The organism is Actinoplanes sp. NPDC049681, assembly GCF_044465265.1.
In the GTDB taxonomy this organism is placed as follows: Bacteria; Actinomycetota; Actinomycetes; order Mycobacteriales; family Micromonosporaceae; genus Actinoplanes.
Genome location: NZ_JBITLP010000001.1, coordinates 788,196 through 809,350 on the forward strand (window position 1 = coordinate 788,196; position 21,155 = coordinate 809,350).

The 21,155-nt window shown below is 69.8% G+C and carries 24 protein-coding genes; 12 read left to right on the forward strand and 12 right to left on the reverse strand.

Going from position 1 to position 21,155, the window contains the following annotated elements; all coding sequences use genetic code 11:
* Nucleotide 1: 1 nt before the first annotated feature.
* The 7 genes from fliE to ACIBO8_RS03650 all read right to left on the reverse strand — a co-directional run bounded on the left by fliE (nt 2) and on the right by ACIBO8_RS03650 (nt 4,447).
* Nucleotides 2-328, reverse strand: a complete 327-nt coding sequence (gene fliE / locus ACIBO8_RS03620; protein WP_396113500.1) for a flagellar hook-basal body complex protein FliE — start codon at nt 326-328, stop codon at nt 2-4.
* 2 nt (nt 329-330) lie between these two features.
* Nucleotides 331-726: a flagellar basal body rod protein FlgC gene (locus ACIBO8_RS03625; protein ID WP_396113501.1), complete on the reverse strand. Its 396-nt coding sequence runs from the start codon at nt 724-726 to the stop codon at nt 331-333.
* 5 nt (nt 727-731) lie between these two features.
* Nucleotides 732-1,079 (reverse strand): flagellar basal body rod protein FlgB, encoded by a 348-nt coding sequence (locus tag ACIBO8_RS03630; protein ID WP_396113502.1) that lies wholly within the window; start codon nt 1,077-1,079, stop codon nt 732-734.
* A 193-nt stretch (nt 1,080-1,272) separates the two neighbouring features.
* Nucleotides 1,273-1,596: a hypothetical protein gene (locus tag ACIBO8_RS03635; protein ID WP_396113503.1), complete on the reverse strand. Its 324-nt coding sequence runs from the start codon at nt 1,594-1,596 to the stop codon at nt 1,273-1,275.
* A 6-nt stretch (nt 1,597-1,602) separates the two neighbouring features.
* Nucleotides 1,603-1,995 (reverse strand): flagellar export chaperone FliS, encoded by a 393-nt coding sequence (fliS, locus tag ACIBO8_RS03640; RefSeq protein WP_396113504.1) that lies wholly within the window; start codon nt 1,993-1,995, stop codon nt 1,603-1,605.
* 14 nt (nt 1,996-2,009) lie between these two features.
* On the reverse strand, nt 2,010-3,476 hold the full coding sequence (gene fliD / locus ACIBO8_RS03645; RefSeq protein WP_396113505.1) for a flagellar filament capping protein FliD: 1,467 nt from the start codon (nt 3,474-3,476) through the stop codon (nt 2,010-2,012).
* Between the two features lie 113 nt (nt 3,477-3,589).
* The gene (locus tag ACIBO8_RS03650) at nt 3,590-4,447 is read right to left on the reverse strand and encodes a flagellin (RefSeq protein WP_396113506.1); all 858 of its coding nucleotides are present in this window, start codon (nt 4,445-4,447) and stop codon (nt 3,590-3,592) included.
* Between the two features lie 254 nt (nt 4,448-4,701).
* On the opposite strand from ACIBO8_RS03650, the gene flgN reads away from it, so the two are divergent.
* The 5 genes from flgN to csrA all read left to right on the forward strand — a co-directional run bounded on the left by flgN (nt 4,702) and on the right by csrA (nt 8,249).
* Complete coding sequence (gene flgN / locus ACIBO8_RS03655; RefSeq protein WP_396113507.1) at nt 4,702-5,187, forward strand: flagellar export chaperone FlgN; 486 nt, start codon at nt 4,702-4,704, stop codon at nt 5,185-5,187.
* Entirely contained in the window at nt 5,187-6,569 is a 1,383-nt protein-coding gene (flgK, locus tag ACIBO8_RS03660) for a flagellar hook-associated protein FlgK (protein WP_396113508.1), read from the forward strand. The genes flgN and flgK overlap by 1 nt, the downstream gene beginning before the upstream one ends.
* Before the next feature lie 10 nt (nt 6,570-6,579).
* Nucleotides 6,580-7,500, forward strand: coding sequence for a flagellar hook-associated protein FlgL (gene flgL, locus ACIBO8_RS03665; RefSeq protein WP_396113509.1), 921 nt, complete (start codon nt 6,580-6,582; stop codon nt 7,498-7,500).
* 41 nt (nt 7,501-7,541) lie between these two features.
* Nucleotides 7,542-7,940: a flagellar assembly protein FliW gene (gene fliW, locus ACIBO8_RS03670; protein ID WP_396113510.1), complete on the forward strand. Its 399-nt coding sequence runs from the start codon at nt 7,542-7,544 to the stop codon at nt 7,938-7,940.
* A gap of 69 nt (nt 7,941-8,009) precedes the next feature.
* Entirely contained in the window at nt 8,010-8,249 is a 240-nt protein-coding gene (gene csrA / locus ACIBO8_RS03675; RefSeq protein WP_396113511.1) for a carbon storage regulator CsrA, read from the forward strand.
* A gap of 60 nt (nt 8,250-8,309) precedes the next feature.
* On the opposite strand, the gene ACIBO8_RS03680 is transcribed toward csrA, so the two are convergent.
* Nucleotides 8,310-9,122, reverse strand: a complete 813-nt coding sequence (locus ACIBO8_RS03680; protein ID WP_396113512.1) for a peptidoglycan DD-metalloendopeptidase family protein — start codon at nt 9,120-9,122, stop codon at nt 8,310-8,312.
* Between the two features lie 275 nt (nt 9,123-9,397).
* On the opposite strand from ACIBO8_RS03680, the gene ACIBO8_RS03685 reads away from it, so the two are divergent.
* Nucleotides 9,398-10,150 (forward strand): hydrolase, encoded by a 753-nt coding sequence (locus ACIBO8_RS03685; RefSeq protein WP_396113513.1) that lies wholly within the window; start codon nt 9,398-9,400, stop codon nt 10,148-10,150.
* Between the two features lie 74 nt (nt 10,151-10,224).
* Complete coding sequence (locus ACIBO8_RS03690) at nt 10,225-11,091, forward strand: SRPBCC family protein (protein WP_396113514.1); 867 nt, start codon at nt 10,225-10,227, stop codon at nt 11,089-11,091.
* A gap of 9 nt (nt 11,092-11,100) precedes the next feature.
* On the opposite strand, the gene ACIBO8_RS03695 is transcribed toward ACIBO8_RS03690, so the two are convergent.
* Both ACIBO8_RS03695 and ACIBO8_RS03700 read right to left on the reverse strand, forming a co-directional pair.
* Nucleotides 11,101-12,903, reverse strand: a complete 1,803-nt coding sequence (locus ACIBO8_RS03695) for an ATP-binding protein (RefSeq protein WP_396113515.1) — start codon at nt 12,901-12,903, stop codon at nt 11,101-11,103.
* 79 nt (nt 12,904-12,982) lie between these two features.
* Nucleotides 12,983-13,207 carry a hypothetical protein gene (locus ACIBO8_RS03700; RefSeq protein WP_396113516.1) on the reverse strand — a complete coding sequence of 75 codons (225 nt, stop codon included), beginning with the start codon at nt 13,205-13,207 and terminating at the stop codon, nt 12,983-12,985.
* Between the two features lie 227 nt (nt 13,208-13,434).
* Here ACIBO8_RS03700 and ACIBO8_RS03705 point away from each other — a divergent pair, with 227 nt between their 5' ends.
* The 3 genes from ACIBO8_RS03705 (at nt 13,435) to ACIBO8_RS03715 (ending at nt 17,481) form a co-directional block, all read left to right on the forward strand.
* The gene (locus ACIBO8_RS03705; protein ID WP_396113517.1) at nt 13,435-15,033 is read left to right on the forward strand and encodes a S8 family serine peptidase; all 1,599 of its coding nucleotides are present in this window, start codon (nt 13,435-13,437) and stop codon (nt 15,031-15,033) included.
* A 72-nt stretch (nt 15,034-15,105) separates the two neighbouring features.
* Entirely contained in the window at nt 15,106-15,507 is a 402-nt protein-coding gene (locus tag ACIBO8_RS03710) for a response regulator (protein ID WP_396113518.1), read from the forward strand.
* Between the two features lie 234 nt (nt 15,508-15,741).
* Entirely contained in the window at nt 15,742-17,481 is a 1,740-nt protein-coding gene (locus tag ACIBO8_RS03715) for a DNRLRE domain-containing protein (RefSeq protein ID WP_396113519.1), read from the forward strand.
* A 59-nt stretch (nt 17,482-17,540) separates the two neighbouring features.
* Here the strand turns inward: ACIBO8_RS03715 and ACIBO8_RS03720 are convergent, their stop codons facing one another.
* A complete protein-coding gene (locus ACIBO8_RS03720; RefSeq protein ID WP_396113520.1) occupies nt 17,541-18,320 on the reverse strand; it encodes a class I SAM-dependent methyltransferase in 780 nt (259 codons plus the stop codon).
* A gap of 148 nt (nt 18,321-18,468) precedes the next feature.
* Nucleotides 18,469-19,251, reverse strand: a complete 783-nt coding sequence (locus tag ACIBO8_RS03725) for an SDR family NAD(P)-dependent oxidoreductase (RefSeq protein WP_396113521.1) — start codon at nt 19,249-19,251, stop codon at nt 18,469-18,471.
* A gap of 56 nt (nt 19,252-19,307) precedes the next feature.
* On the opposite strand from ACIBO8_RS03725, the gene mshA reads away from it, so the two are divergent.
* Both mshA and ACIBO8_RS03735 read left to right on the forward strand, forming a co-directional pair.
* Complete coding sequence (gene mshA, locus ACIBO8_RS03730; RefSeq protein ID WP_396113522.1) at nt 19,308-20,651, forward strand: D-inositol-3-phosphate glycosyltransferase; 1,344 nt, start codon at nt 19,308-19,310, stop codon at nt 20,649-20,651.
* A complete protein-coding gene (locus ACIBO8_RS03735) occupies nt 20,648-21,145 on the forward strand; it encodes a YbjN domain-containing protein (RefSeq protein ID WP_396113883.1) in 498 nt (165 codons plus the stop codon). The genes mshA and ACIBO8_RS03735 overlap by 4 nt, the downstream gene beginning before the upstream one ends.
* Nucleotides 21,146-21,155 lie beyond the last annotated feature (10 nt).

Consider the following 21,155-nt stretch of genomic DNA (forward strand, 5'->3'; position numbering starts at 1 on the left):
GTTACGCCTGCATCCTCATGATCTCCTGGAAGGCTTCCAGGGCCTTGTTCCGGATCGCCATGGTGAGCTGGAGGCCGAGGGAGGCCTCGGTGGACGCCATGGTGTATTGCGCCGGGTCCTGCAGGGTGCCGTTGGCCACCTGCACGGCCAGGTCGCTCGCCTTGGTCTGGGACGCCTGGACGCTCTCCAGTCCCTTGGACAACATGCCGGCGAAGTCGGTGTTCGGGCCACTGACCTGCTGGGTGCCGGAGGCGGCGGAGGTGCCGGTGATCGGGGAGACCCCGGCCACGCCGCTCACGGCACCCAGCGCGCTGATCGGCGAGGTCATGATCAGCCCTTCCCGAGGTTGATCGCGGCCTGGTACGACTCCCGCGCCCGGTCGACGACCGCCAGGTTCGCCTGGTAGGAGCGCTGGGCCATCATCATCTGGGCCATCTGGCCGCCGAGGTCGATGTCCGGCCGGCGCACGTAGCCCTCGGTGTCGGCCAGCGGGTTGTCCGGCTCGTAGGAGAGGTTGCCCTCGGCGCTGCCGTAGGCGATGCCGGCGACCTGGACGCCGTTGCCGTCCGCCGCCTGCTGCGCCACGACGTAGCGGGCCTGGAAGGCGTTCTCCGACGTCCGCGAGACGTTGTCGATGTTGGAGATGTTGTCCGACACGGCGTCGAGCCACTTGCGGGAAACGGTGACTCCGGTGCCGGCCACGCCGATCGCGTTGAAAGTGCTCATCTAGGTCAGGCCCCCTTGATCGCGTCGCGGATAAGGCCGTACTTGGCGTCGAGAGCGCGGATGGTGAGCTGGTAGCGCATCGTGGTGTCGAGGTGCGACAGGGTCTCCTCGTCCAGGTTCACGTTGTTGCCGTTCAGGCGCGTCGGCTCGAGCGAGGTCTGCACGCTCGGCGAGACCGTCGAGGGCGACTGGCCGTTGGCGACGGCGCTGCTCAGCGCCTCCTCGAACTTGACCTTACGAGCCCGGTAGCCGGGGGTCTCGATATTCGCGATGTTGTTGGCGATGGCGTTCTGCCGGGCGGACAGTCCGGCAACTGCGACGCGGAGCGAGGACGATGCGACGTCGTCGAACACGGCGGCGGTTTTCCTTCCCAGTGGTGCGAGGGCGCCGGTCCTTGGCTTCCTGGCCGAGCAGTCCTTTGCTCGTACCTTTCGCTTCGGCCCGTCCTCCGATCCGCTGAGGGTGGAACGGTTGCTGACCGGTTGCACGCAAAACCCGGCGCCCCTGAAGGGACACCGGGTTCCGGTGATCGGTGATGCAGCTGGGTCACATGGCGCAGTCGATGTAGGTGGGAACTTGTTTGCCCGCCGTGCCGACCTCCACCCGGGAGGCGAACGCGGTCTGACGGCGATTGGCGGTGATGGCCATCGCGGCGGCCTTGGCGGCCTCGAGCTGCCGGGTCAGGATGAAGTCCGCGCGGGGCTTCAGATCCAGGGGCAGCGGGCCGAGGCCGGTCGGTGGCTCCCACGGCTTCGCAAGCGGCAGTTCCTGGCTGCGGTGTTCGTCCGCGATCATCCTCTCGACGACCTCGACGTCCGCTTCTAGCTCGTCCAGGGCGCTGATCCAGGCTTCCCGCCAGTCGTCGGCCATTGCCGATCACCCCTCGGCGGACGCGGCGGCCATCGCCGCCTCGCGCCACGTGTCACGCAGCGGCTCCATCAGCTCGCGGATCGCGGTCACCTTGGCCCCGTCGCCCTGGACGTTCGCGCTGATCAACTCGGTCTCGGCGAAGGCGTAGAGCGAGGCCAGACCGGTGGCGCCGTCCCAGGCGTCCAGGTTCAGCGACACGTGCAGCTCGGTGACGATGTCCTGGGCGTGCTTCAGGTGGGTGTTGGCCTCGGGCCGGTCGCCCTCGGCCAGCGCCTGCTCGCCGCGGGTGAGGTCCATGATCAGCCGGTCGAAGAGCATCAGCAGCAGCTTGGCCGGCGAGGCCGTGGCGACGGAATCGGCGAGGTAGCGCTGACGCATGGCCGGTGAAGGGGTGGTCATGAAGTGAGCTCCGCTCAGCCGAGGCCGGCGAGTTGACCCGCCAGCCAGGAGGATTGTTGCTGCATCTTGCCCATGGCGACCTCGAGGTCGGAGAACTGCTTCTGCAGGGCGGTCTTGCGCAGATCCAGCCGGACATCCCAGGCGCTGACCTGGTCGTTGAGGCTCTTGATGGTGTCGTTGCGGCGCTTGATGAGGCCCGGCAGCAAGCCCTGGACCACCGTGCCCGGCGGGTCGGTCGGCAGTTTCACGCCCTCGGTGGCCTGCAATCCCACCGTCTGCAGCTTGGCAGCGAGGCCGTCCGCCTTGTCCCAGCCCGGGTCGAACTTCGTGGCACTCGCGTTCACGTGCGTCACGTTCGTGTACGAGTCGAAGTACGCCTCGGTCTTGGCGGGGTCGGCCGTGTACGCCTTGCTGAACGCATCCTTGTCGAAGGTCAGCTTGCCGTAGCGGTCCAGCGCGATGCCCACCGATTTGAAGGAACCCATCGAACCGGCGCCACCGGAGACGGCGCTCAGGATGTCCTGGCTCAGCTTGCGCATCTCGGAGTCGCCCGCCAGCGCCCCGGCCGAGGTGGTGTCGGTCTTGCCCTTGGTCTGGTTCGCGATCTCGGTGAGTGCGGCGTTGGCGCTGTCGACCAGGGCCTGCACCTTGGTGGCGAAGCCGTCGGCGTCCGCCGCGAGGTTGATGGTGACGGGAGCGCCCGGAGCGGTCGTCTTGGTGGCGGTCACGGTGACACCCGGCTGCACGTCCGCGAAGGTGTTCGTCGCGGAGCTGATGTAGTAGGGGTTCGTCGTGCCGACCTTGAGCTGGGCGTCGGCGCCCTGGGTGGTCAGTGTCGCCGCCCCCAGGTTCAGGCCGGTCACCGCGCCGCTGAGGTCGTTGGTGGTGACGCCGTCGGTGTCGTCCGAGAAGGCGGCGGCCTTACCCGAGGTCTTCGCGGTCAGCTGCAGCGTGTACTGGCCCGGCGCAATCTGCACCGCCGCGGCCTTGAACGCGGAGTTTGCCTCGCCGTTGATCGCCGCGGCCACCGAGTTCAGCGACCGGTCCTTCGGGGTCAGCGTCTTGGTGGTGCCGTCGGCGAGCCTGATGTCGAAGGTGGTGCCGGTGACGACGGGTGCCAGCGTGGCATCGCTCGCCGACGAGACCGAACCGCCCGTGAACGTCGCCGTGTGCGTCGCCGCCAGCGAGGCCACCTCGAAGCTGAACGAGCCGGGGGAAGCGCCGGCCAGGGCGGTGACGGCGACGGCGTCCGAGGTCGACGTCGCTTTCACGGTGGTCCAGCTGCCCGGGTCGTTCAGCGCCTTGGCGGCGGTGACCAGGGCCGCCATCTTGGTGTTCACGCTCTGGTACGAGTTCACCGTCTTGTTCTGAACGGTGATCTTCGACTTGAGGGCGGTCTGGGGCGCTGCCTCGATCTGCATGAGCTGGTTGATGGTGTCCGTGGTGCTCATGCCGGTGACAAGTCCGTCGACGCTAGCCATTGCGGCGCCCCTTCTCTTCGTCGATCTCGATACCGGACGGGCGGCCTGCGAGGTCGCCGGCCGCCCGTCTATTCGGTTGTCTGTTCAGTTTGCTGAGCTGTGTGACGCGGCTATCAGCGCAGGAGGGACAGGACGCCCTGCTGCGACTGGTTCGCCTGAGCCAGCATCGCGGTGCCGGCCTGGGACAGGATCTGCGAGCGGGTGTAGCTCATCATTTCCTGCGCCATGTCGGTGTCCCGGATCCGGCTCTCGGACGCCGACAGGTTCTCAACAGACGTGTTGAGGTTGTTGATGGTGTGCTCGAGCCGGTTCTGCGAAGCACCGAGCTTGCCCCGCGACGCGGAGATCGCCTTGACCTGGTCGTCGATCAGGTCGATGTTCGCCGTTGCGCCGACGCCACCGGTGTTGGCGGCCTTGGCGTCCGTGAGCGACTTGGCAGCAGCCCCCAGGTCCAGGCCCGTCATGTCCACAGTCAGCGAGTCGCTGCTGTTCGCGCCCACCTGGAAGGTGAGCGAGGCGCCCTTCGTGGTGGTGCCGGGGGTGCCGGTGCCGTCGTCCAGCAGCTTCACGCCGTTGAACTCGGTGCGTCCGCCGATGGCCGTGATCTCCTTGGAGAGCGCGTCCAGCTCCTCGTTGATGGCGTCGAGCGAGTCCTGGTTGTTGCTGCCGTTGGCGGCCTGCACCTGCAGGTCGCGCCCGCGCTGCAGGATCGACTGCACCTCGTTGAGCGCGCCCTCAGCGGTCTGGACGACGCTGACGCCGTCCTGAGCGTTGCGGGTCGCGACCTTGAGGCCACCGACCTGGCTGCGCAGACCCTCGCTGATGGCCAGGCCCGCGGCGTCGTCGCCGGCCCGGTTGATCCGGAAGCCCGACGACAGCTTCTCCAGCGACTTCGACATCTGGCTGTCGGAGGTCGAGAGGCTGCGGTAGGCGTTCTGGGCAGCGATGTTCTGGTTGATGCGAAGACCCATTTGAAGTTCCTCCTTGAGTGGGGTCTCTGGCCGGCCCGTCCGTGAGCCGATTTGCTTACGCCAGTAGTGATCGGCCGGGTGTCACCGGCCTTGAGGAGTATTTGAGATTTCTTCACGGCCTGTCCGGCGAACGCGGAAACCCGCCTAGCACCGCTTGGCAACCGAAGCGGCCTCAAGTCCTCAGAGACACCCGTCCGGTGCCGACTGGTCCGGTGAAGCAGGAGTAACGCCTGCGAGTAAGAACGGAGGAGCCGGTGAGCCTGACCGACCTGTCCAGCGTCCTGTGGCGCTCACGGGAGCTGCTGGAACTGCTGCTCTTCAAGCTGGAGGAGGAGCAGCTCCTGCTCGCCTCGAACCGGTCCCGCTGGCTCGCGCACGCCACCCGCGAAGTAGAGGTCGTCCTGGACCAGATCCGGCAGACAGAGGTGGCCCGGGCCGCGTACGCGCAGGCGGTCGCCCAGGAGCTGGGACTGAACGTGGAGGCTTCCCTCGGGGAGCTCGCGGACGCGGCGCCTGCTCCCTGGTCCGAGCTGCTGCACCAGCACCGCAGGGCGTTCCTGACCCTCACCTCCGAGATCAGCGCCATGGCCGAGACGAACCGGGACCTGCTCACGGCGGGCCAGCGGGCGGCTCGCGAAACCATGCTCGCGTTCGCCGGAACCGTGGAAACGTATGGCCGGCAGGGCCAAACCGTCACCGGCGGCGTCCGCCGCCCCAGCCTGGTGGATGAGGCGATCTGATGGCCAGCAGCTTCGGTGGTATCAACACCGCACTCAGCTCTCTTTACGCGCAGCGTCGCGGCCTCGACGTGACCGGGCAGAACATCGCGAACGCCAATACCGAGGGATACACCCGGCAGCGCGTCAACATGACCTCCCAGGTCGGCTCCATGTCGGCGGCGATGTACGCGCGCACCGACGGCGTGGGCACGGGCGTCGCCGTGACCGATGTTCAGCGCATGCGGGACGAATACCTGGAGAATCGGGGCCGGGCCGAGCACGCCACCGACTCCTACCTCAAGTCCCAGAGCGCGGCATACGTCGCGATCGAGGACAGCTTGGGGGAACCCGGTGACACGGCGCTGGCCACGCAGCTGCGGGACATGTGGGGCAGCTGGAGCGATGTGGCGAACAATCCGCAGCTCGCGGCGCCCCGGTCCGCTCTGATCCAGCAGAGTGCCACGGTCGCCGACCGGCTCAACGCCTCCCACGAGGCGCTGGCGCAGCAGTGGAAGGTGAACGGGAACCAGATGGACGCGTACGTGGACGAGATCAACGGAACGGCGCGGTCGATCGCCAAGCTCAACGACAGCATCGTCAAGGCGAACGCCTCCGGCCTGACCGTCAGCGAGCTGGAGGACCAGCGTGACGTGCTGGCCATGCGCCTCTCCGAGCTGACCGGCGCCGGGGCGGCCAAACGCGAGAACGGCAGCATGGACGTCTTCATCGGCGGCCAGAACCTGGTCACCGGCACCACGGTGCGCGACGTGGAGTTCGTGGGAGCGAAGCGGCTCGAGGACCAGGGCAGCGACCCGGTGCAGCTGCAATGGACGGACATCAAGAAGCCGGTGCAGGCCGGCGGCACGGTCGGCGCGGCCATCGACGTTATGACGACCGTCATCCCGGACCTCGCGGCCGATCTGGATTCCGTCGCCAAGAACCTGATCGACACGGTGAACGCCACACACCGCACCGGCTACAGCACCGACGGGAGTACCGGCCTCGACTTCTTCGGCGGTACGACCGCCGGGGACATCAAGGTTCTCGTGACCGACCCGGACAAGGTGGCGATCTCGGCCACGGCCGGCACGCTCGACAACTCGATCGCCGACAAGATCGCTGACATCGGTGACGCGCCGGGCGGCCCGGACCGCCAATACCAGGGCATCATCGGCAAGCTCGGCGTCGACTCGCAGGGCTCCGCCCGCCGCGCCGAGATCCAGTCGGTGGTGACCGAGCAGGTCGACTCCGCCCGCGAGGGTGAGTCCGGGGTCAACCTCGACGAAGAGATGACCAACCTGCTCACGTACCAGCGCGGTTACGAGGCCGCGTCCCGGGTTCTGACCACGATCGATTCGATGCTCGACCAGCTCATCAACCGCACCGGTCTGGTCGGAAGGTAGGGGGTAGTCAATGATTGGCGGCGGCAGAGTCACCGAGGGCAGCATCCACAACCGGGTGCTGGCCAACCTTCAGCGCAACCTGGCCAAGGGTGCGAAGATCCAGGACCAGATGTCCAGCGGCAAGCAGATCAATCGGCCCTCGGATTCCCCGTCCGGCACCGTGGCGGCCCTGCAGCTGCGGGCCGAGACCCGCACGAGCGAGCAGTACAGCCGCAACGCCGACGACGGCCTTGGCTGGCTCGGCACGGTCGAGGACACCCTGACCAGTGCGTCGAGCCTGGTGAACCGGGCCCGCGACCTCACCGTGCAGGGTCTCAACAGCAGTACGAACGGGCCTCAGGCGAACGAGGCGCTGGCCCTGGAGATCGACCAGATCCGGGACACCCTGATCACGTACGCCAACAGCCGGTATCTGGACCGTCCGGTCTTCGGTGGCAACACGACCGACCCGGAGGCGTACGACCGCACCACCGGGAAGTTCACCGGCAACCCGTACGACCCGGCCAACCCGACCAGGACGAGCGTCTCCCGCACCGTCGGCAACGGCGTCAAGGTGCGAGTGGACCTCACCGGGCCGGAGGCGTTCGGCGACGACACCACCGGCCTGTTCAAGGTGCTGAGCAACATTTCCTCCGACATTCGCGCCGGCAACACCACCCAGCTCGGGACGGATCTGCAGAGCTTGGACAACTCTGGTAACAAACTGAAATCGGCCATTTCGGAGATCGGATCCCGATACAATCGGATTACGCAGATGAAGGAGTCCGCACAGGACCGATTGGCGTCCGTGAGTTCGCAGCTCTCCGACATCGAGGATATCGATCTGCCGAAGACCATTATGGACATGCAGCTTCAGCAGACGTCGTACCAGGCAGCCTTGGCCGCCGGGGCCAAGGTGATCCAGCCCTCGCTCATCGATTTCCTGAGGTGACCATGAGTACTAGCACCGCGTCCCGACCGATTGGGGCAACCATGACCGACACCGAGCTGGACATGCCGATCATTGACATGGCCACGCCCATGCCCGGCTTTCCGGCGCATCGGCAATTTGTGCTGGTCGAATTGAACGACGACGGGTTGCTCTACGCGTTCACGTCCATTCAGGACCCGAGCCTGCGGTTCCTGGTGGCGCCGCCCGAGCCGTTCTTCCCTGACTACGCGCCGGAGATCGAGAACGAGGTCCTGGCGGCCCTGAACACCAAGGACCCGGACCGACTGCTGCTGCTGGTGGTCATCACCGCCGGCCAGGAGGAGACCACGGCGAATCTGCTGGCTCCCATCGTCGTGGACCGCGACAGCCGACGGGCGATGCAGGTCGTCCTCAACGGCAGCAACATGCCCGTGCGCGCGGTCATGCGCAAGACCTACTGACGACCGCCCTCACGGGCCTCGGCCCGGGCGTGCAATGTCCTGTCCACGGATGGAGAAGGGGCAGCCACAATGCTGGTGCTGACCAGGAGGGCCGGCGAAAGTGTGATCATCGGCGATGACGTCGTCGTGACCGTCCTCGAGGCGCGCGGCGACGTCATCCGCATCGGGATCAAGGCTCCGCGCGACGTGCAGGTGCATCGCGAGGAGGTCTACAACGAGCTGAAGGCCGTCAACCGCGAGGCCGCGTCTCCGGACGACCAGGCCGTGCAGGCGCTCACGGACATGATGAATCCGCCCAAGCCGGATTGACCCGGGGCAGATAACCGCAGGCCGACTCTCCGCGGAGAGCCGGCCTTCCGTGTGTCCGGGTCAGCGGATGGTGAGGCCACGGGCCTTCATGAAGGCGATCGGGCTGATCGCGTTGTCCCGCGTCGCCGGTACGCCCGCGTGCACCTCGAAGTGCAGGTGCGGCCCGGACGACGAGCCGGAGGTGCCGACGTAGCCGAGGATCGAGCCGCGGGCGACGGTCTGGCTGACGGTCACCGACGGGCGGCGCACCATGTGGCAGTAGCGGGTGACGACGTTGCCGGGGTGCTGGACCTCGGCGTACCAGCCACAGCCGCTGAGCGTGCGGTTGCCGTCGACGTCGCAGCTGCCCCGGGAGACGTTGCAGACCACGCGGATGACCGTGCCGGCGCTGGCCGCGCGGATCGGGGTGTTGCGGGCGGCCCCCAGGTCGACGCCGTCATGGGCGGGGCGCTCGGCGGTCCGGAAGCCGCTGATCAGGCCTGCGGTCACCGGGAGCATCCAGACGCCGGAGACGGCGGGCAGGGACGTCGTCGCGGTGCACTTCGGGAGGTCGGCGCCGGTCCGCTGGACGTACGCGTCGGAGATGTAGGTGTTGTCGGTCAGCCGGTCCCAGTAGCCGGTGTTCTTCACCGTTCCGCTGATGAACTCGCCGGCGAGCTTGCACACGATCGAGACGGTGGAACCGTTGGGAACGGTGCCGGTCTTCGGGCTGCTCGCGGAGGGACCGCTGCGCGCGTTGAGCGGGGTGCCGCCGGTGACGACCTGACCGGTGGCGGCGCTGTTCGAAGGGGCGGCGACGGCCGGTGCGCCGGCGATCGCGGTGCCGGCAAGGGTTCCGGCGGTGAGCAGGGCGAAAGTATGTCGGCGCTTCATGTGTTCCCTTCTGGAGGCGTACCGGCACAGGCTGCCGAGTGGCGGATGCCGAGAGCGGTGCACCGGAAGTGCGGAACGGTTGCGGGCAGGACACGCAAAAGGCTCGGGCTCCGTACTGCCATGGTGACCGTTGCGGGGGACTCACGGGACCGATTCGGCTCGGATACCGCGCACCCGTACTGCACCTGGTGCGGCCCCGGTCCACAACACCGCGGCCGCAGAGTTTCTCCCAGGACGAGAGGAGCTCGTCCGGTTGACCTCGTCGGGGAGACATCGTGGGTGCAGAGCGCGAATCGGTCATGGACGGCACCATCCTCGCCGCGCCCGCGGCCGCCCTCGATCTGCGTACCGACGCGCATGTGCATACCGGTTTCGCCGCCGGGCGGGACAGCGTCGGGGTGGTGGTCTCGGCCGCCGACCGCGCCGGGCTCGCCGCGCTGACCTTCGCCGACCAGGTCGGCCCCGACACGACGTGGCTGCCGGCGTACGCCGACGCGGTGCGCCGGGCGCGGCAGCGTACGGAACTCAGCCTGCGCGTCGCCGCCGAGGTCGAGGTCGTTCAGCCGGATGGCTGGCTCGCGTGGCCGGCGGACCTGGGTCACCTCGAGGCCGTGTCGGTCGCCGTGTCCCGGCTGCCGCTTCCCGAGGGTCCGGCAGGCGCCCGTGAGGTCCGGGCCATGCTGGCCGCGGGCCGGCTCGTGCCGGACCAGGTCGCCGAGATCGTCGTGAGCGCGACCATCAAGGGCCTCGAACGCGCTTCCCGCTACGCGCCGACCCAGCTCGCCCGTCCGCTGAGCCTGCTGGGCCAGGTGGGCATCGACGACGCGGCGGTCACGCCGGAGATCCTCTGCGCGCTCGCCTCGGCCTGCCGGGGGACCGGTACGGTCGTCGAGATCAGCGAGGCCTGGCGCAGCCCGTCGCCTCGCGTGGTCGCCATGCTGCGTGAGGCCGAAGTGGCGCTCGTGGCCGCGAGTGACGCCCGGTACGCCGCCGAGGTCGGCAACTGGCAGTACCTGCGCCGGGTCTGACCCGAAACCAGACGCGAGGCGTAATCGCCTACGTACTCTCTGTCATGCCAGCACTTCAGCATGGGAGAGATGCGATGAGTTTGGTCCAGCAGGCCGTCGAGATCAGTGCACCGCTGCACACCGTGTACGAGCAGCTCGCGGCGTTCGAGAACTACCCGCGCTTCATGACCGGGGTCGAGCAGGTCACCCCCATCGGCCCCGACCAGACGCACTGGGTCATGGACGTCGAGGGCCACCGCCGCGAGTTCGACGCGCAGATCACCGAGCGCTCCCTCGACGAGCGGGTCTCGTGGCAGGCGATGGACGGTCCGCGGCTCTCCGAGACCATCACCCTGCGGCCGATGGGCGAGACCCGGACCCAGATCGTGGCCCAGCTGGACGCCGATGCCGCGTTCCTGCTGCCCAGCGACCGGCACGCCCAGGAGACGCTGAGCCGGCGCCTCAGGGCCGACCTGAACGCCTTCAAAGGCCTCATCGAGACCGGCAAGCTGGGCGAGTCCGGCAGCCTTTCCGGTGCCAGCTCGAAGAACATGACGGGCAGCGCCTTCGCCTCGCCCGCATCGGTGGCGAACCGCGCCCGCGGCGGGCGTCCCCGGCCGGGTGCCGGCTGGGGTACGAGCGCCGGCGACTTCAGCAACGCCCGTCCCGACGGCCTCGGCACGCTGCGGCCGAACGCCGACACCGACCCCTTGGGTACGGCCAACGCCGGCACCCGGGTCGACATCACCTCCGCGCCCGGCATCAACGACCCGCACGACCTCGACGACGTGCTCGCGCCCGGCCGCCGGATCTCCGGCACGTCGACGATCCGCGGCGGCGCCGCGGGGACCCGTACCGGCGGGCAGGTGTCGGCGTCGGCCCGCATGGGCGGCAAGGTGATGGGCACCCGGGACGGCCGCGGCGACGGCGTCATCAACGAGGAGGAACGCGGCAGCTGGTAGCCGCCGGGGCTACAGGGAGGCGGCTTCCCAGGTCACGACCAGCCGCGCACCACGGGGCTCGGCCCGCTCGTAGCGGACCGAGCCCCCGTTCGCCTCCACCAGATGGCGCACGATGAACAGGCCGAGGCCGGCGCCGCGCATGAAGCGGTCGAACAGGTTGGGCACGAGCTCCTCCGGGATACCGCCGCCGCGGTCCTCCACGATCAGGACGACGGTCTCGTCCTCCCGGGTGGCGCGTACCTCGACCGGGGCCTCGCCGTACGCCAGGGCGTTGGTCATGAGGTTGCGCAGCACATGCCACACGTGCTGCCGGTCGGCGAGCGCGGAGACGTCCTCGTCCACCGCCACCACGACGTCGCCCTCGCACTCCAGCTCGGCGGTGACCGAGGTGACGACCTCGCGCACCGGCACCGGTGCCCGCCGCGCCGTGACCGCGCCCGTGTCGAGCCGGAACAGCAGCTGGAGGTCGTTCATCATCTTGATGAGCCGGTTCGTGTTCTTGACGATCTTCGAGGCGAGCTCGAGCCGGATGTCGTCCGGCAGGTCGGCCCAGTCGGCGTGCAGCAGCTCCGCCAGGCTGGCGATCGAGCTGATCGGCTGGGCCACGTCGTGGGTCAGCATCGAGGTCAGGTCGTTCTTGAACGCGAGCGCCTTACGCAGCTGCTCGTTGCTGACCTCGAGTTCGGCGGCATGGCTGCTCAGCTCGTCCTCGGCGCGCTTGCGGTCGGCGATGTCCACGTACGTGGCCACGTAGCCGCGGGGGCGCCCTGCCGCGTCCGGGATGGCGGCCATCGTGGCGAGCACCGGGACGTCGGTGCCGTCGGCGCGGCGGATCGACCAGTCCTGGGTGCCCGCGGGCGGCAGGTCCGGCGGCTCGGCGCCGTCCGGCCGGGGTTCACCGGTCAGCTCCCGCCAGCGCCGGTTCACGTCGATGACCCGGTGGTTGGCGTCGAGCACCATCACCGCCTCGTTCATCGACTGCAGCAGCGTGTCGGCGAACTCGCGCCGCTCGTGCAGCTCCGCGAGGAGTTCCCGCTGCTTGCGGTCGGCGCCCTCCAGGGACCGGACCAGATATCCGACGAGCGCCAGGAGGGCCAGCGCGGCGAGCACCGTGCCGGTGCTGATGGCGGCGGCGGGCCGGCTGATCCCGGTGCGTACGGCGAGCGCGCTGGCCAGCGCGGCGATGACCGGGACCGCGATGACGGCGGGCAGCATCCGGCGGATCGTGGCGCCCGGGCCGGCGGCGGCGGTACGCAGCGGGCCCGCCTCGGGCCGGGCCAGCACCATGCCCACCGCCAGGGCGAAGAGGGCACCCGCGTGGTACGGCGGCATCAGGCTGTCCGGGCCCCGCCCGCCGGGAAACGTGGGCGCGAACATCCGCGGCACGAGGGCCACCAGCGCGATGATCGCGCTGCCCGCCAGCAGGGGATCGGCCACCCGGTAGCGGACCGGGTCGCCGGCGCGGCGGTGGACGTGCAGGTCGAGGCAGGCCAGCCCGAGTCCGGCGAGCATCGTGGCGACGCCGGCCGCCGGGTGGCGGGGCAGGGCGGCAGCGCCGAGGACCGCGGCCAGGGCCGCGAGCGCGTACGCGACGCCGCGCGCCGCGCGCAGGGGCCTTGCCGGGGCCAGGAGAAACAAGGCGAGCCCGGCGGCTACGAGTGCAGCCGCCGGGCTCGCCGTCAACGCTTCGTGGATCGGGGTGCCCGCGGAGGACAGGACCAGGCTGAGGGCCCCGGCGATCGCGACCGCGACACCGGCGCTCCCGGCGGCGAGCCGGGACACCCTGCCCACGTCGTGCGCCGCGATCTGCACCGGTGGAACCCCTCTAAATATGGGCTTTCCGGCCCAACTGTGAGGGAGTGATCATATCGCGGCGGATGGGATCAAGTGGTCACGCCGGCTGAGACTGCCCCGCCCACGCGAAGCCGTTCTCGACGGTCGCCTTCACGGCCACCGGCGCGAGGCGGTCGGCGAACTTGTTGGCGTGGTGCCCGCAGAACGCGAGGCCGCCGCCGCCCGCGAGGGCCAGCTCCAGCTTCGCGGCCGCGCCGCAGCGGTCGCAGCGCTCGGCCAGGGAGTCGACGACGACGATCTCGGGCGACAGCACGGTGGTCATAGCGCTCTCCTTGCTCGGTGGCGGTGCAAGCGGTCCTGACAGCGGGTAGTTCGGCCCGGCCCGGGGGCGACTTAGCCCTGGGGGCCCGGATGAGACGGCTGCAACTCAGGAGCAACCTCCGAGGTCCCGGGGCGGCTCTGCCCCGTCATCAGCATTTCCCCGAAGCTGCCGCAGGCATGCCTGGCTTTGCCGGCTATGTCCCACGGCCGGATGAGGGGGACCTGGAAATGACCCGTAACGACGGGCGGCGCCGCGCCGCGCGCCTCACGCTGACCACCGGCCTGGCGACCCTGGCGGTGGTGACCGGCGTCGCCGGTACGGCCTTCGCCGGAACGCCCGCCGCCCTGCCCCTGGGAACCGTCCGCGCGGCTGCGGCCGACGCCATCAGCGGCAGCTACATCGTCGTACTGAAGGACGGTGCCACTGCGGTACCGACGATGTCCCGGGAGCTCACCCGGCGGTACGGCGGCCAGGTGCGCGCCAGCTACTCGTCGGCCGTACGCGGCTTCCAGACCGGCATGACCCCGCTGGAGGCCCGCCGCCTCGCCGCCAACCCCGCCGTCGCCTACGTCGAGCAGGACGCGGTCGCCACCCTCGCCGACGTCAGTACGCAGGCGAGCCCGGTCTGGGGGCTCGACCGGATCGACCAGCCGGCGCTCCCGCTGTCGAAGACGTACACCTACCGCTCGGCGTCGAACGTGACGGCGTACGTGCTCGACACCGGCATCCGGACCAGCCACAGCGAGTTCGGCGGCCGCGCGCGCAACGGCTGGGACTTCATCGACAACGACGGCATCGCGCAGGACTGCAACGGGCACGGTACGCACGTGGCCGGCACCATCGGCGGTAAGACGTACGGCGTCGCCAAGGACGTCAACCTCGTGGGCGTACGGGTGCTCGACTGCGCCGGTTCGGGCTCGTACTCGGCGATCATCGCCGGCATCGACTGGGTGACCAAGAACGCGGTCAAGCCGGCCGTGGCGAACATGAGCGTCGGCGGACCGGTCAGCTCGGCCCTGAACGCCGCGGTGGCGAAGTCGATCACCGCCGGGGTCACGTATGCCGTCGCGGCCGGTAACGACAATAAGAATGCCTGCAGCTTCTCGCCCGCGTCCGCGCCCGACGCCATCACCGTCGGTGCCACCGACAGCACCGACACTCGCGCCTCCTTCTCCAACTACGGCTCGTGCCTCGACGTCTTCGCGCCAGGCGTGAAGATCACATCGGCCGCGAGCTCGTCCGACACCGGTACGGCGATCATGAGCGGCACCTCGATGGCGACTCCGCACGTGGCGGGCGCCGCCGCCCTGGTCGCCGCGGCCAACCCGGCCTGGACGCCCGCGCAGATCGGCGCCGCGCTGACCGGTGGCGCGGTGGCCGGCAAGGTGGTCAACCCGGGCACCGGGTCGGTGAACAAGCTGCTCCAGACCGGGTTCCTCAACACCGCCCCCACCAGCACCGCTCCGGTCGCGGCGAGCGCCTGCGGGCCCTTCGTCACGGGTACGGATGTCCGGATCAACAAGTTCTCGACCGCCACCAGCACCAGGACGGTCACGGAATGCACCGGTACGGCGTCCGCCGCCTCGAGCGTGACCGTGACGGTGCTGCACCCGTACCGTGGCTCCCTGGTCGTGTCCCTGACCAGCCCGAGCGGCGTCACGTACACGTTGAAGGCGGCCAACAAGGCCGACAAAACGGCAGACATCGCGCAGACGTACCCGATCGACCTGTCCGGCACCCCGCGTAACGGCAAGTGGTCGCTGCAGGTGCACGACACCTACGGCACCGCGACCGGCGTTCTGGACAAGTGGAAGCTCACGCTCTGATTGCCGGAAAGCGGCACCCGCGCTCCTGCTCGCGGTTAGCGTGAACGTCACACAGCTGCCAGGAGGCTCCTGATGTCGGAAGTTTCGGAAGAGCGTCCCACCGTCCTCGTCGTCGACGACGAGGAGGACCTGCGTGACATCATGCAGCGGATGCTCGAGCGCCGGGGCTTCGCGACGCTCGTCGCCGGCGATCCCGACCAGGCCGTCGCCGTCTGCCGGGAACACTCCGGCCCGATCGACGTGCTGGTCACGGATCTGGGCCTGCCCGGCGTCTCCGGCGGCGAGATGGCCCGCAGCTGCACGCAACTGCGCCCGGACATGGGCGTCGTCTACATCTCCGGCCTGCCCAAGGACATCGCCGTCACCAAGGGCCTGATCGGTGAGGACGCCCTACTGGTCAAGAAGCCCTTCACCTCCGACGTGCTGCTGGACGCGCTGCGGCTGATCCTGGCCGAGAAGGCACCCACCAGCTGACCCACCCGCAGTACCCCGAAGCGCCGCCGGACCACCGTCCGGCGGCGCTTTCGTCTGCCCGGCCGGACCACCGGCATCAGCCGAAAAGCCCTTCATTCCCGCCGCCTCCTGCCGCCCTGCCACCGGCCGGGGGAGCGGCACCTGGGCTGCACCCGATTGCAAGCCGGAGCGGCACCCGCCCCTGTCGAACCTGGATGTCAGACAGCGATTCATTGACATACAGGGGGACTCGACGTGACTGCCAGGCGGGGGATGATCGGCGTTGCCGTGACGGGCGCGGTCGCCGTGAGCGCGGGCTTCGCGCTGGCGGGCACTGCGAACGCCGCGACCACCACTTCGACCGTGAGCGTCTTCAGCACCGACGACTCGTACACGTCGAGCACGCGCCGGACGGCCAACTTCGGCCAGGCCGACAAGCTGGTCGTCGGCAAGGAGAGCGGCGAGACCCGGTTCTCGTACGTGAAGTTCGCGCCGAAGGTTCCGACCGGCACCACCGTGACCCGCGCCGAGCTGCGGCTGCCGCTCGACAGCAAGCCGATCGCGGCCACGCTGAGCGTTCACCAGGTGTCGACCGGCTGGTCCGAGAAGACCCTCACCGCGGCGAACGCGCCGGTTCCCGGTGCGGCGATCGCCTCGATCAAGCCCAAGGTCACCGACACCACGCTGGTGTTCGACCTGTCCAAGGTGGTCACCAAGTCCGGCACGTACGCGTTCGCGCTGAAGTCGGCGGCCACGACCGGCGTCACCCGGGTCCGCTCGCTGGAGTACGGCGACGCCACCGGCGGCGGCCCGGAGCTGCGGCTGACCGTCGTCAAGACGACGGCGCCCACGACGGCCCCGACGACCGCGCCCACCAAGACTCCGGTCACCACGGCGCCCACCACCGCTCCGACCACGGCGCCCACCACGGCCCCGACGACCGCACCGACCACCGCTCCGACGACGGTGCCGCCGACGACCGCGCCGGTCACCACCGCGCCGGTCACCACCGCCCCGACCACGACGGCCCCGACCACGACGGCTCCCGCGGCCGGTTGCACGACCGATGCTCTGCTGGTGCCCTCCTGCGGCGTGCTCTGGGGTGCCGCGGCGGGTGGGTTCACCGACGCCCCGCGTGACGAGGCGCTCAAGGACTGGGAGGCGACGACCGGGCGTACCGCGTCGATCTTCCACACCTACCACAAGGGCAACGAGCTGTTCCCGACCAAGTCCGAGATCGCGATGACCCAGGACCCGGCCCACCCGCGGGTGCTGCTGCTGAACTGGAAGGTCGCCTACGGCACCACCTGGGCCAAGGTCGCCGCCGGTGGTCAGGACGCCCGCATCGACGCCTGGTCGGCGTACATCAAGAAGACCTACAACCAGAAGTTCTTCCTGGCCCTGCACCACGAGCCGGAGAACGACGTCAACAACACCGCCGGCTCCGGCATGACCGCCAAGGACTACGCCGCGATGTACCGCCACGTCATCACCCGGCTGCGCGCCAACGGCATCACCAACGCCATCAACGTGATCGCCTACATGGGCAACGAGAAGTGGATGGCCCAGTCCTGGTGGAAGGACCTCTACCCCGGCGACGACGTCGTGGACTGGGTCGGCCTGGACTCCTACGTCAGCGTCGAGAAGGGCTACTACCACTACGGCGACATGGGCGACATCCTCGACCGCAAGCCCACCGGCGGCGGCCTGGGCTGGTACGACTGGTCGATCACCAACCACCCCACCAAGCCGATCATGGTCGCCGAGTGGGGCATGTACCACCGCACCACCGTGGTCGTGGACAAGGCGCCCGCGTTCAACACGGTGATCCCGGAGCTGAAGGCGCACCCGCAGGTCAAGGCCGTCGTCTACTTCGACACCAAGCACGACGACGAGGGTGACCGCGACATCTCCGTCGACTCCACCCCCAGCGCCCTGGCCGCGTTCAAGAACGTCGCCGCGGACCCGATGTTCGACGTGACCATCACCCAGTAAGGCTCTGCACGCCCCCCGAGGGAACGGGCCGGTCTCCGCACGGAGGCCGGCCCGTTCCGTCATTCCGGTTCAGGAACGGGCCAGGGGACGGTGAGCTCGCCGCGGCGCCACCGTGCCGGGCCGTCCAGGACCGGCCACGACGACCGGAACCTCGCGACGGTCGCGAGCCAGCGCTGCCGCGGCCCGAACGGGGTGGCGCTCGCCTCCCACGCCGCGCCCAGCGCCGCCAGCAGGTCGTGCACCGGATGGCCCGGTACGTTGTGGTGGATCAGCGCCTTCGGCAGCCGCTCGGCGAACGTCGCCGGATGGTCCAGGTCGGACAGCCGCGCCGACAGGGTGAGGGTCCGGGCGGCGCCCGCCTCGACCACCGCCCAGGTGGCGATCCGTCCGAGTTCGTCACACGTGCCCTCGACCAGGACCGCGCCCGTCGCGGTCATCGTCCGCCAGGCCGCGGCGACCTCGTCCTCCGCGTACTGGCGCAGGACGTTGAACGCGCGGACCACGTGCGGGCGCAGGCCGGCCAGCTCGAAGCCGCCGCGGCGGAACTCGAGCAGGGGCGGGTCGGCGTACGGCCGGGCTGCGGACACCCGTACCGGATCGATCTCGAGACCGACCACCGCCAGGTCCGGACGGACCGCCGCGGCCAGCCGGGCCCGCAGCTCGATCGCCGTGATCGGCGTAGCGCCGTAACCCAGGTCGACCACCAGCGGCGCGTCCGCCGCCCGCAGCAGTTCCCCGCAGCGGTACGCGATGAAGTTGTCCACCCGGCGCAGCCGATTGGGGTTGGTGGTCCCCCTCGTCACGGCCCCGAGCGGCTTAGGGCCTGGCATGCCGATCATGACGGCCTGCGCCGGGCCCAGCTTCCGCCTCGCGGCGCGTGCCGGACGGCCGGATACAACCCCGGTATCCGACCGCCCGCCACGCTTGCGAGACGAAACCTGGACTCCGTCTCGGCGTCGCCATGATCGGCATGCCAGGCCCTGGTCATCAGCTCTGCTCGCGGACGACCTTGTGCTGGGCGGCCTGCGCGATCGGGCGGACCACCAGCCGGTCGACGTTGACGTGCTGCGGGCGGGTGGCGGCCCACGCGATGCAGTCGGCGATGTCGTCGGCCACCAGCGGCTCCTTCACGCCGGCGTAGACCGCGTCGGCCCGCCCCGCGTCGCCGAAGCGGTTGAGGGAGAACTCCTCGGTGCGGACCATGCCCGGGTCGATCTCGACGACGCGTACGGGCTTGCCCGCCAGCTCCAGCCGGAGGGTGCCGACGAGCGCGGTCTGGGCGTGCTTGGCGGCCGTGTAGCCGGCGCCGCCCTCGTAGACCGTGAACGCGGCGGTGGAGCCGACCGTCACCACGGTGCCCGCGCCGCTCGCCTCGAGGGCGGGGAGCAGGGCCTTGGTGACGCGCAGCGTGCCGAGGACGTTGACGTCGTACATCCACTGCCAGTCGTCGACCGATGCGCCGGCGACCGGGTCCATCCCGCGGGCGCCGCCGGCGTTGTTGACCAGCAGGGTGACCTCGCCGTCCAGCTCCGCGACCGCGGCGGCGAGCCCGGCCACGGACTCGTCCGACGTGATGTCGCAGGCCACGGCGGTTGCGGACGCGGCACCGGATTCCTTGGCGAATGCCTCGAGCCGGTCGGCGCGGCGGGCCGCGGCGACCACGTGGAACCCCTCGGCGACCAGGCGGCGGGCGGTGGCCGCGCCGATGCCGCTGGACGCGCCGGTGACGACGGCGATCTTCTTCTGCACCATGCCTCGATCCTGCCTCATGACGTGTGTCACCCCGGGGCGCCGGGAATGGGATTCAGCGCCGCCGCCCTGGGAAGATGAACGACGGCGTAACAAAGCTTTCGAAGGGACAGGACGTGGTTGATCCGCGGGCCGCAGGCCACTGGCCGACTCCCCGACGTATCGCCACCCTCTCGGTGCACACGTCACCGCTCGAGCAGCCCGGCACGGGGGACGCCGGCGGGATGAACGTCTACATCGTCGAGGTCTCCAAGCGGCTCGCCGCGCTGGGTGTCGAGGTCGAGATCTTCACCCGGGCCACCTCCAGCGGGCTGCCGCCGGTCGTCGAGATGGCGCCCGGCGTCACTGTGCGGCATGTCACGGCCGGGCCGTTCGAGGGCCTGTCGAAGGAAGAGCTCCCGTCCCAGCTCTGCGCGTTCACCAACGGCGTGCTGCGGGCCGAGGCGGCCAACCCGCCCGGGCACTACGACCTGATCCACTCGCACTACTGGATGTCGGGGCAGGTCGGCTGGCTCGCGCGGGAGCGCTGGGGCGTGCCGCACGTGCACACCGCGCACACCCTGGCCAAGGTCAAGAACAGGTTCATCGCCACCGGCGACCGCCCGGAGCCCAAGGCGCGTGTCATCGGCGAGGAACAGGTGATCGCCGAGTCCGACCGGCTGGTGGCCAACACCCGGTTCGAGGCGCAGGACCTGGTGGCCTGCTACGACGCCGACCCCACCCGGCTCAGCGTGGTGGAGCCCGGCGTCGACCTGGCCCGGTTCCGGCCCGACAGCACCCGGGCGGCCGACCGTCGCCGCCTCGGGCTGCCCGAACGCGGTTACGTGGTCGCGTTCGTCGGCCGCATCCAGCCGCTCAAGGGTCCCGACGTGCTGATCCGGGCGCTGGCGGAGGACCCGCTGCGGACCTCGGACGTCACCGTGGTCATCTGCGGCGGGCCGAGCGGCACCGGCCTCGACCGGCCGACCTCGCTGATCGAGCTCGCCGCGTCTCTCGGCGTCTCCCACAAGGTCCATTTCCATCCCCCGCAGACCGGCGATGCGCTGGCCTCGCTCTACCGGTCGGCCGACCTGGTCGCGGTCCCGTCGCACAACGAGTCGTTCGGGCTGGTCGCCGTGGAGGCACAGGCGTGCGGCACGCCGGTGGTGGCCGCGGCGGTCGGCGGCCTGGTCACGGCGGTCACCGACGGCGTCAGTGGGGTTCTGGTCGACGGGCACGACCCGGCGGACTGGGCCACCGTGCTGGGGGGCCTGCTGCGTTCGCCGGGCCGCCGGATGCGGCTGTCGGTGGGCGCGGTGCGGCACGCTTCGAAATTCTCCTGGGACCGTACGGCGGCGGGCCTGCTGCGCGTCTATCGCGAGGCGGTCTCGGAGCACCGTGCACTGATCACCGCCCGTCTGGCAGGCTCCTTCTCGTGGTGAACGACATCGGTGCCCTCATCGAACGCGTCTGCGCGGAACGCGAGCTGCCCTGCGAGCCCACCGGCGAGGCCTCCTGGGTCGTCACGATGCCCGGCACGCACAAGCTCAAGACCGCCTGCAACCTGATCGTCGGCGAACACGCCCTGCGCATCGAGGCGTTCGTCATGCGCCACCCCGACGAGAAGCACGAGGAGCTGTGGGCCTGGCTGCTGCGCCGCAACGCCCGCATGTACGGCGTCTCCTTCTCCATCGACCAGGCTGGCGACGTCTACCTGACCGGCCGGGTCAGCCTCAAGGGCCTCGACGAGGACGAGCTCGACCGGCTGCTGGGCGCGGTTCTGACGTACGCCGACGAGTCGTTCGACTCGATGCTGGAGATCGGCTTCGGTACGGCCATCCGCCGCGAATGGGACTGGCGGGTCAAGCGCGGCGAGTCCCTGGCCAACCTCCAGGCGTTCGCGCACTTCGCGGACCCGGCCGCCCGGGAAGGCTAGACGGAGGCCG

What these genes read in the sequence shown, in the direction of transcription:
- fliE (WP_396113500.1), bottom strand. Translation starts at nt 328, where the DNA reads ATGACCTCGCCGATCAGCGCGCTGGGTGCCGTGAGCGGCGTGGCCGGG.
- ACIBO8_RS03625 (WP_396113501.1), bottom strand. Translation starts at nt 726, where the DNA reads ATGAGCACTTTCAACGCGATCGGCGTGGCCGGCACCGGAGTCACCGTT.
- ACIBO8_RS03635 (WP_396113503.1), bottom strand. Translation starts at nt 1,596, where the DNA reads ATGGCCGACGACTGGCGGGAAGCCTGGATCAGCGCCCTGGACGAGCTA.
- fliS (WP_396113504.1), bottom strand. Translation starts at nt 1,995, where the DNA reads ATGACCACCCCTTCACCGGCCATGCGTCAGCGCTACCTCGCCGATTCC.
- fliD (WP_396113505.1), bottom strand. Translation starts at nt 3,476, where the DNA reads ATGGCTAGCGTCGACGGACTTGTCACCGGCATGAGCACCACGGACACC.
- ACIBO8_RS03650 (WP_396113506.1), bottom strand. Translation starts at nt 4,447, where the DNA reads ATGGGTCTTCGCATCAACCAGAACATCGCTGCCCAGAACGCCTACCGC.
- flgK (WP_396113508.1), top strand. Translation starts at nt 5,187, where the DNA reads ATGGCCAGCAGCTTCGGTGGTATCAACACCGCACTCAGCTCTCTTTAC.
- flgL (WP_396113509.1), top strand. Translation starts at nt 6,580, where the DNA reads ATGATTGGCGGCGGCAGAGTCACCGAGGGCAGCATCCACAACCGGGTG.
- fliW (WP_396113510.1), top strand. Translation starts at nt 7,542, where the DNA reads ATGACCGACACCGAGCTGGACATGCCGATCATTGACATGGCCACGCCC.
- csrA (WP_396113511.1), top strand. Translation starts at nt 8,010, where the DNA reads ATGCTGGTGCTGACCAGGAGGGCCGGCGAAAGTGTGATCATCGGCGAT.
- ACIBO8_RS03680 (WP_396113512.1), bottom strand. Translation starts at nt 9,122, where the DNA reads ATGAAGCGCCGACATACTTTCGCCCTGCTCACCGCCGGAACCCTTGCC.
- ACIBO8_RS03690 (WP_396113514.1), top strand. Translation starts at nt 10,225, where the DNA reads ATGAGTTTGGTCCAGCAGGCCGTCGAGATCAGTGCACCGCTGCACACC.
- ACIBO8_RS03700 (WP_396113516.1), bottom strand. Translation starts at nt 13,207, where the DNA reads ATGACCACCGTGCTGTCGCCCGAGATCGTCGTCGTCGACTCCCTGGCC.
- ACIBO8_RS03705 (WP_396113517.1), top strand. Translation starts at nt 13,435, where the DNA reads ATGACCCGTAACGACGGGCGGCGCCGCGCCGCGCGCCTCACGCTGACC.
- ACIBO8_RS03710 (WP_396113518.1), top strand. Translation starts at nt 15,106, where the DNA reads ATGTCGGAAGTTTCGGAAGAGCGTCCCACCGTCCTCGTCGTCGACGAC.
- ACIBO8_RS03720 (WP_396113520.1), bottom strand. Translation starts at nt 18,320, where the DNA reads ATGATCGGCATGCCAGGCCCTAAGCCGCTCGGGGCCGTGACGAGGGGG.
- ACIBO8_RS03725 (WP_396113521.1), bottom strand. Translation starts at nt 19,251, where the DNA reads ATGAGGCAGGATCGAGGCATGGTGCAGAAGAAGATCGCCGTCGTCACC.
- mshA (WP_396113522.1), top strand. Translation starts at nt 19,308, where the DNA reads ATGAACGACGGCGTAACAAAGCTTTCGAAGGGACAGGACGTGGTTGAT.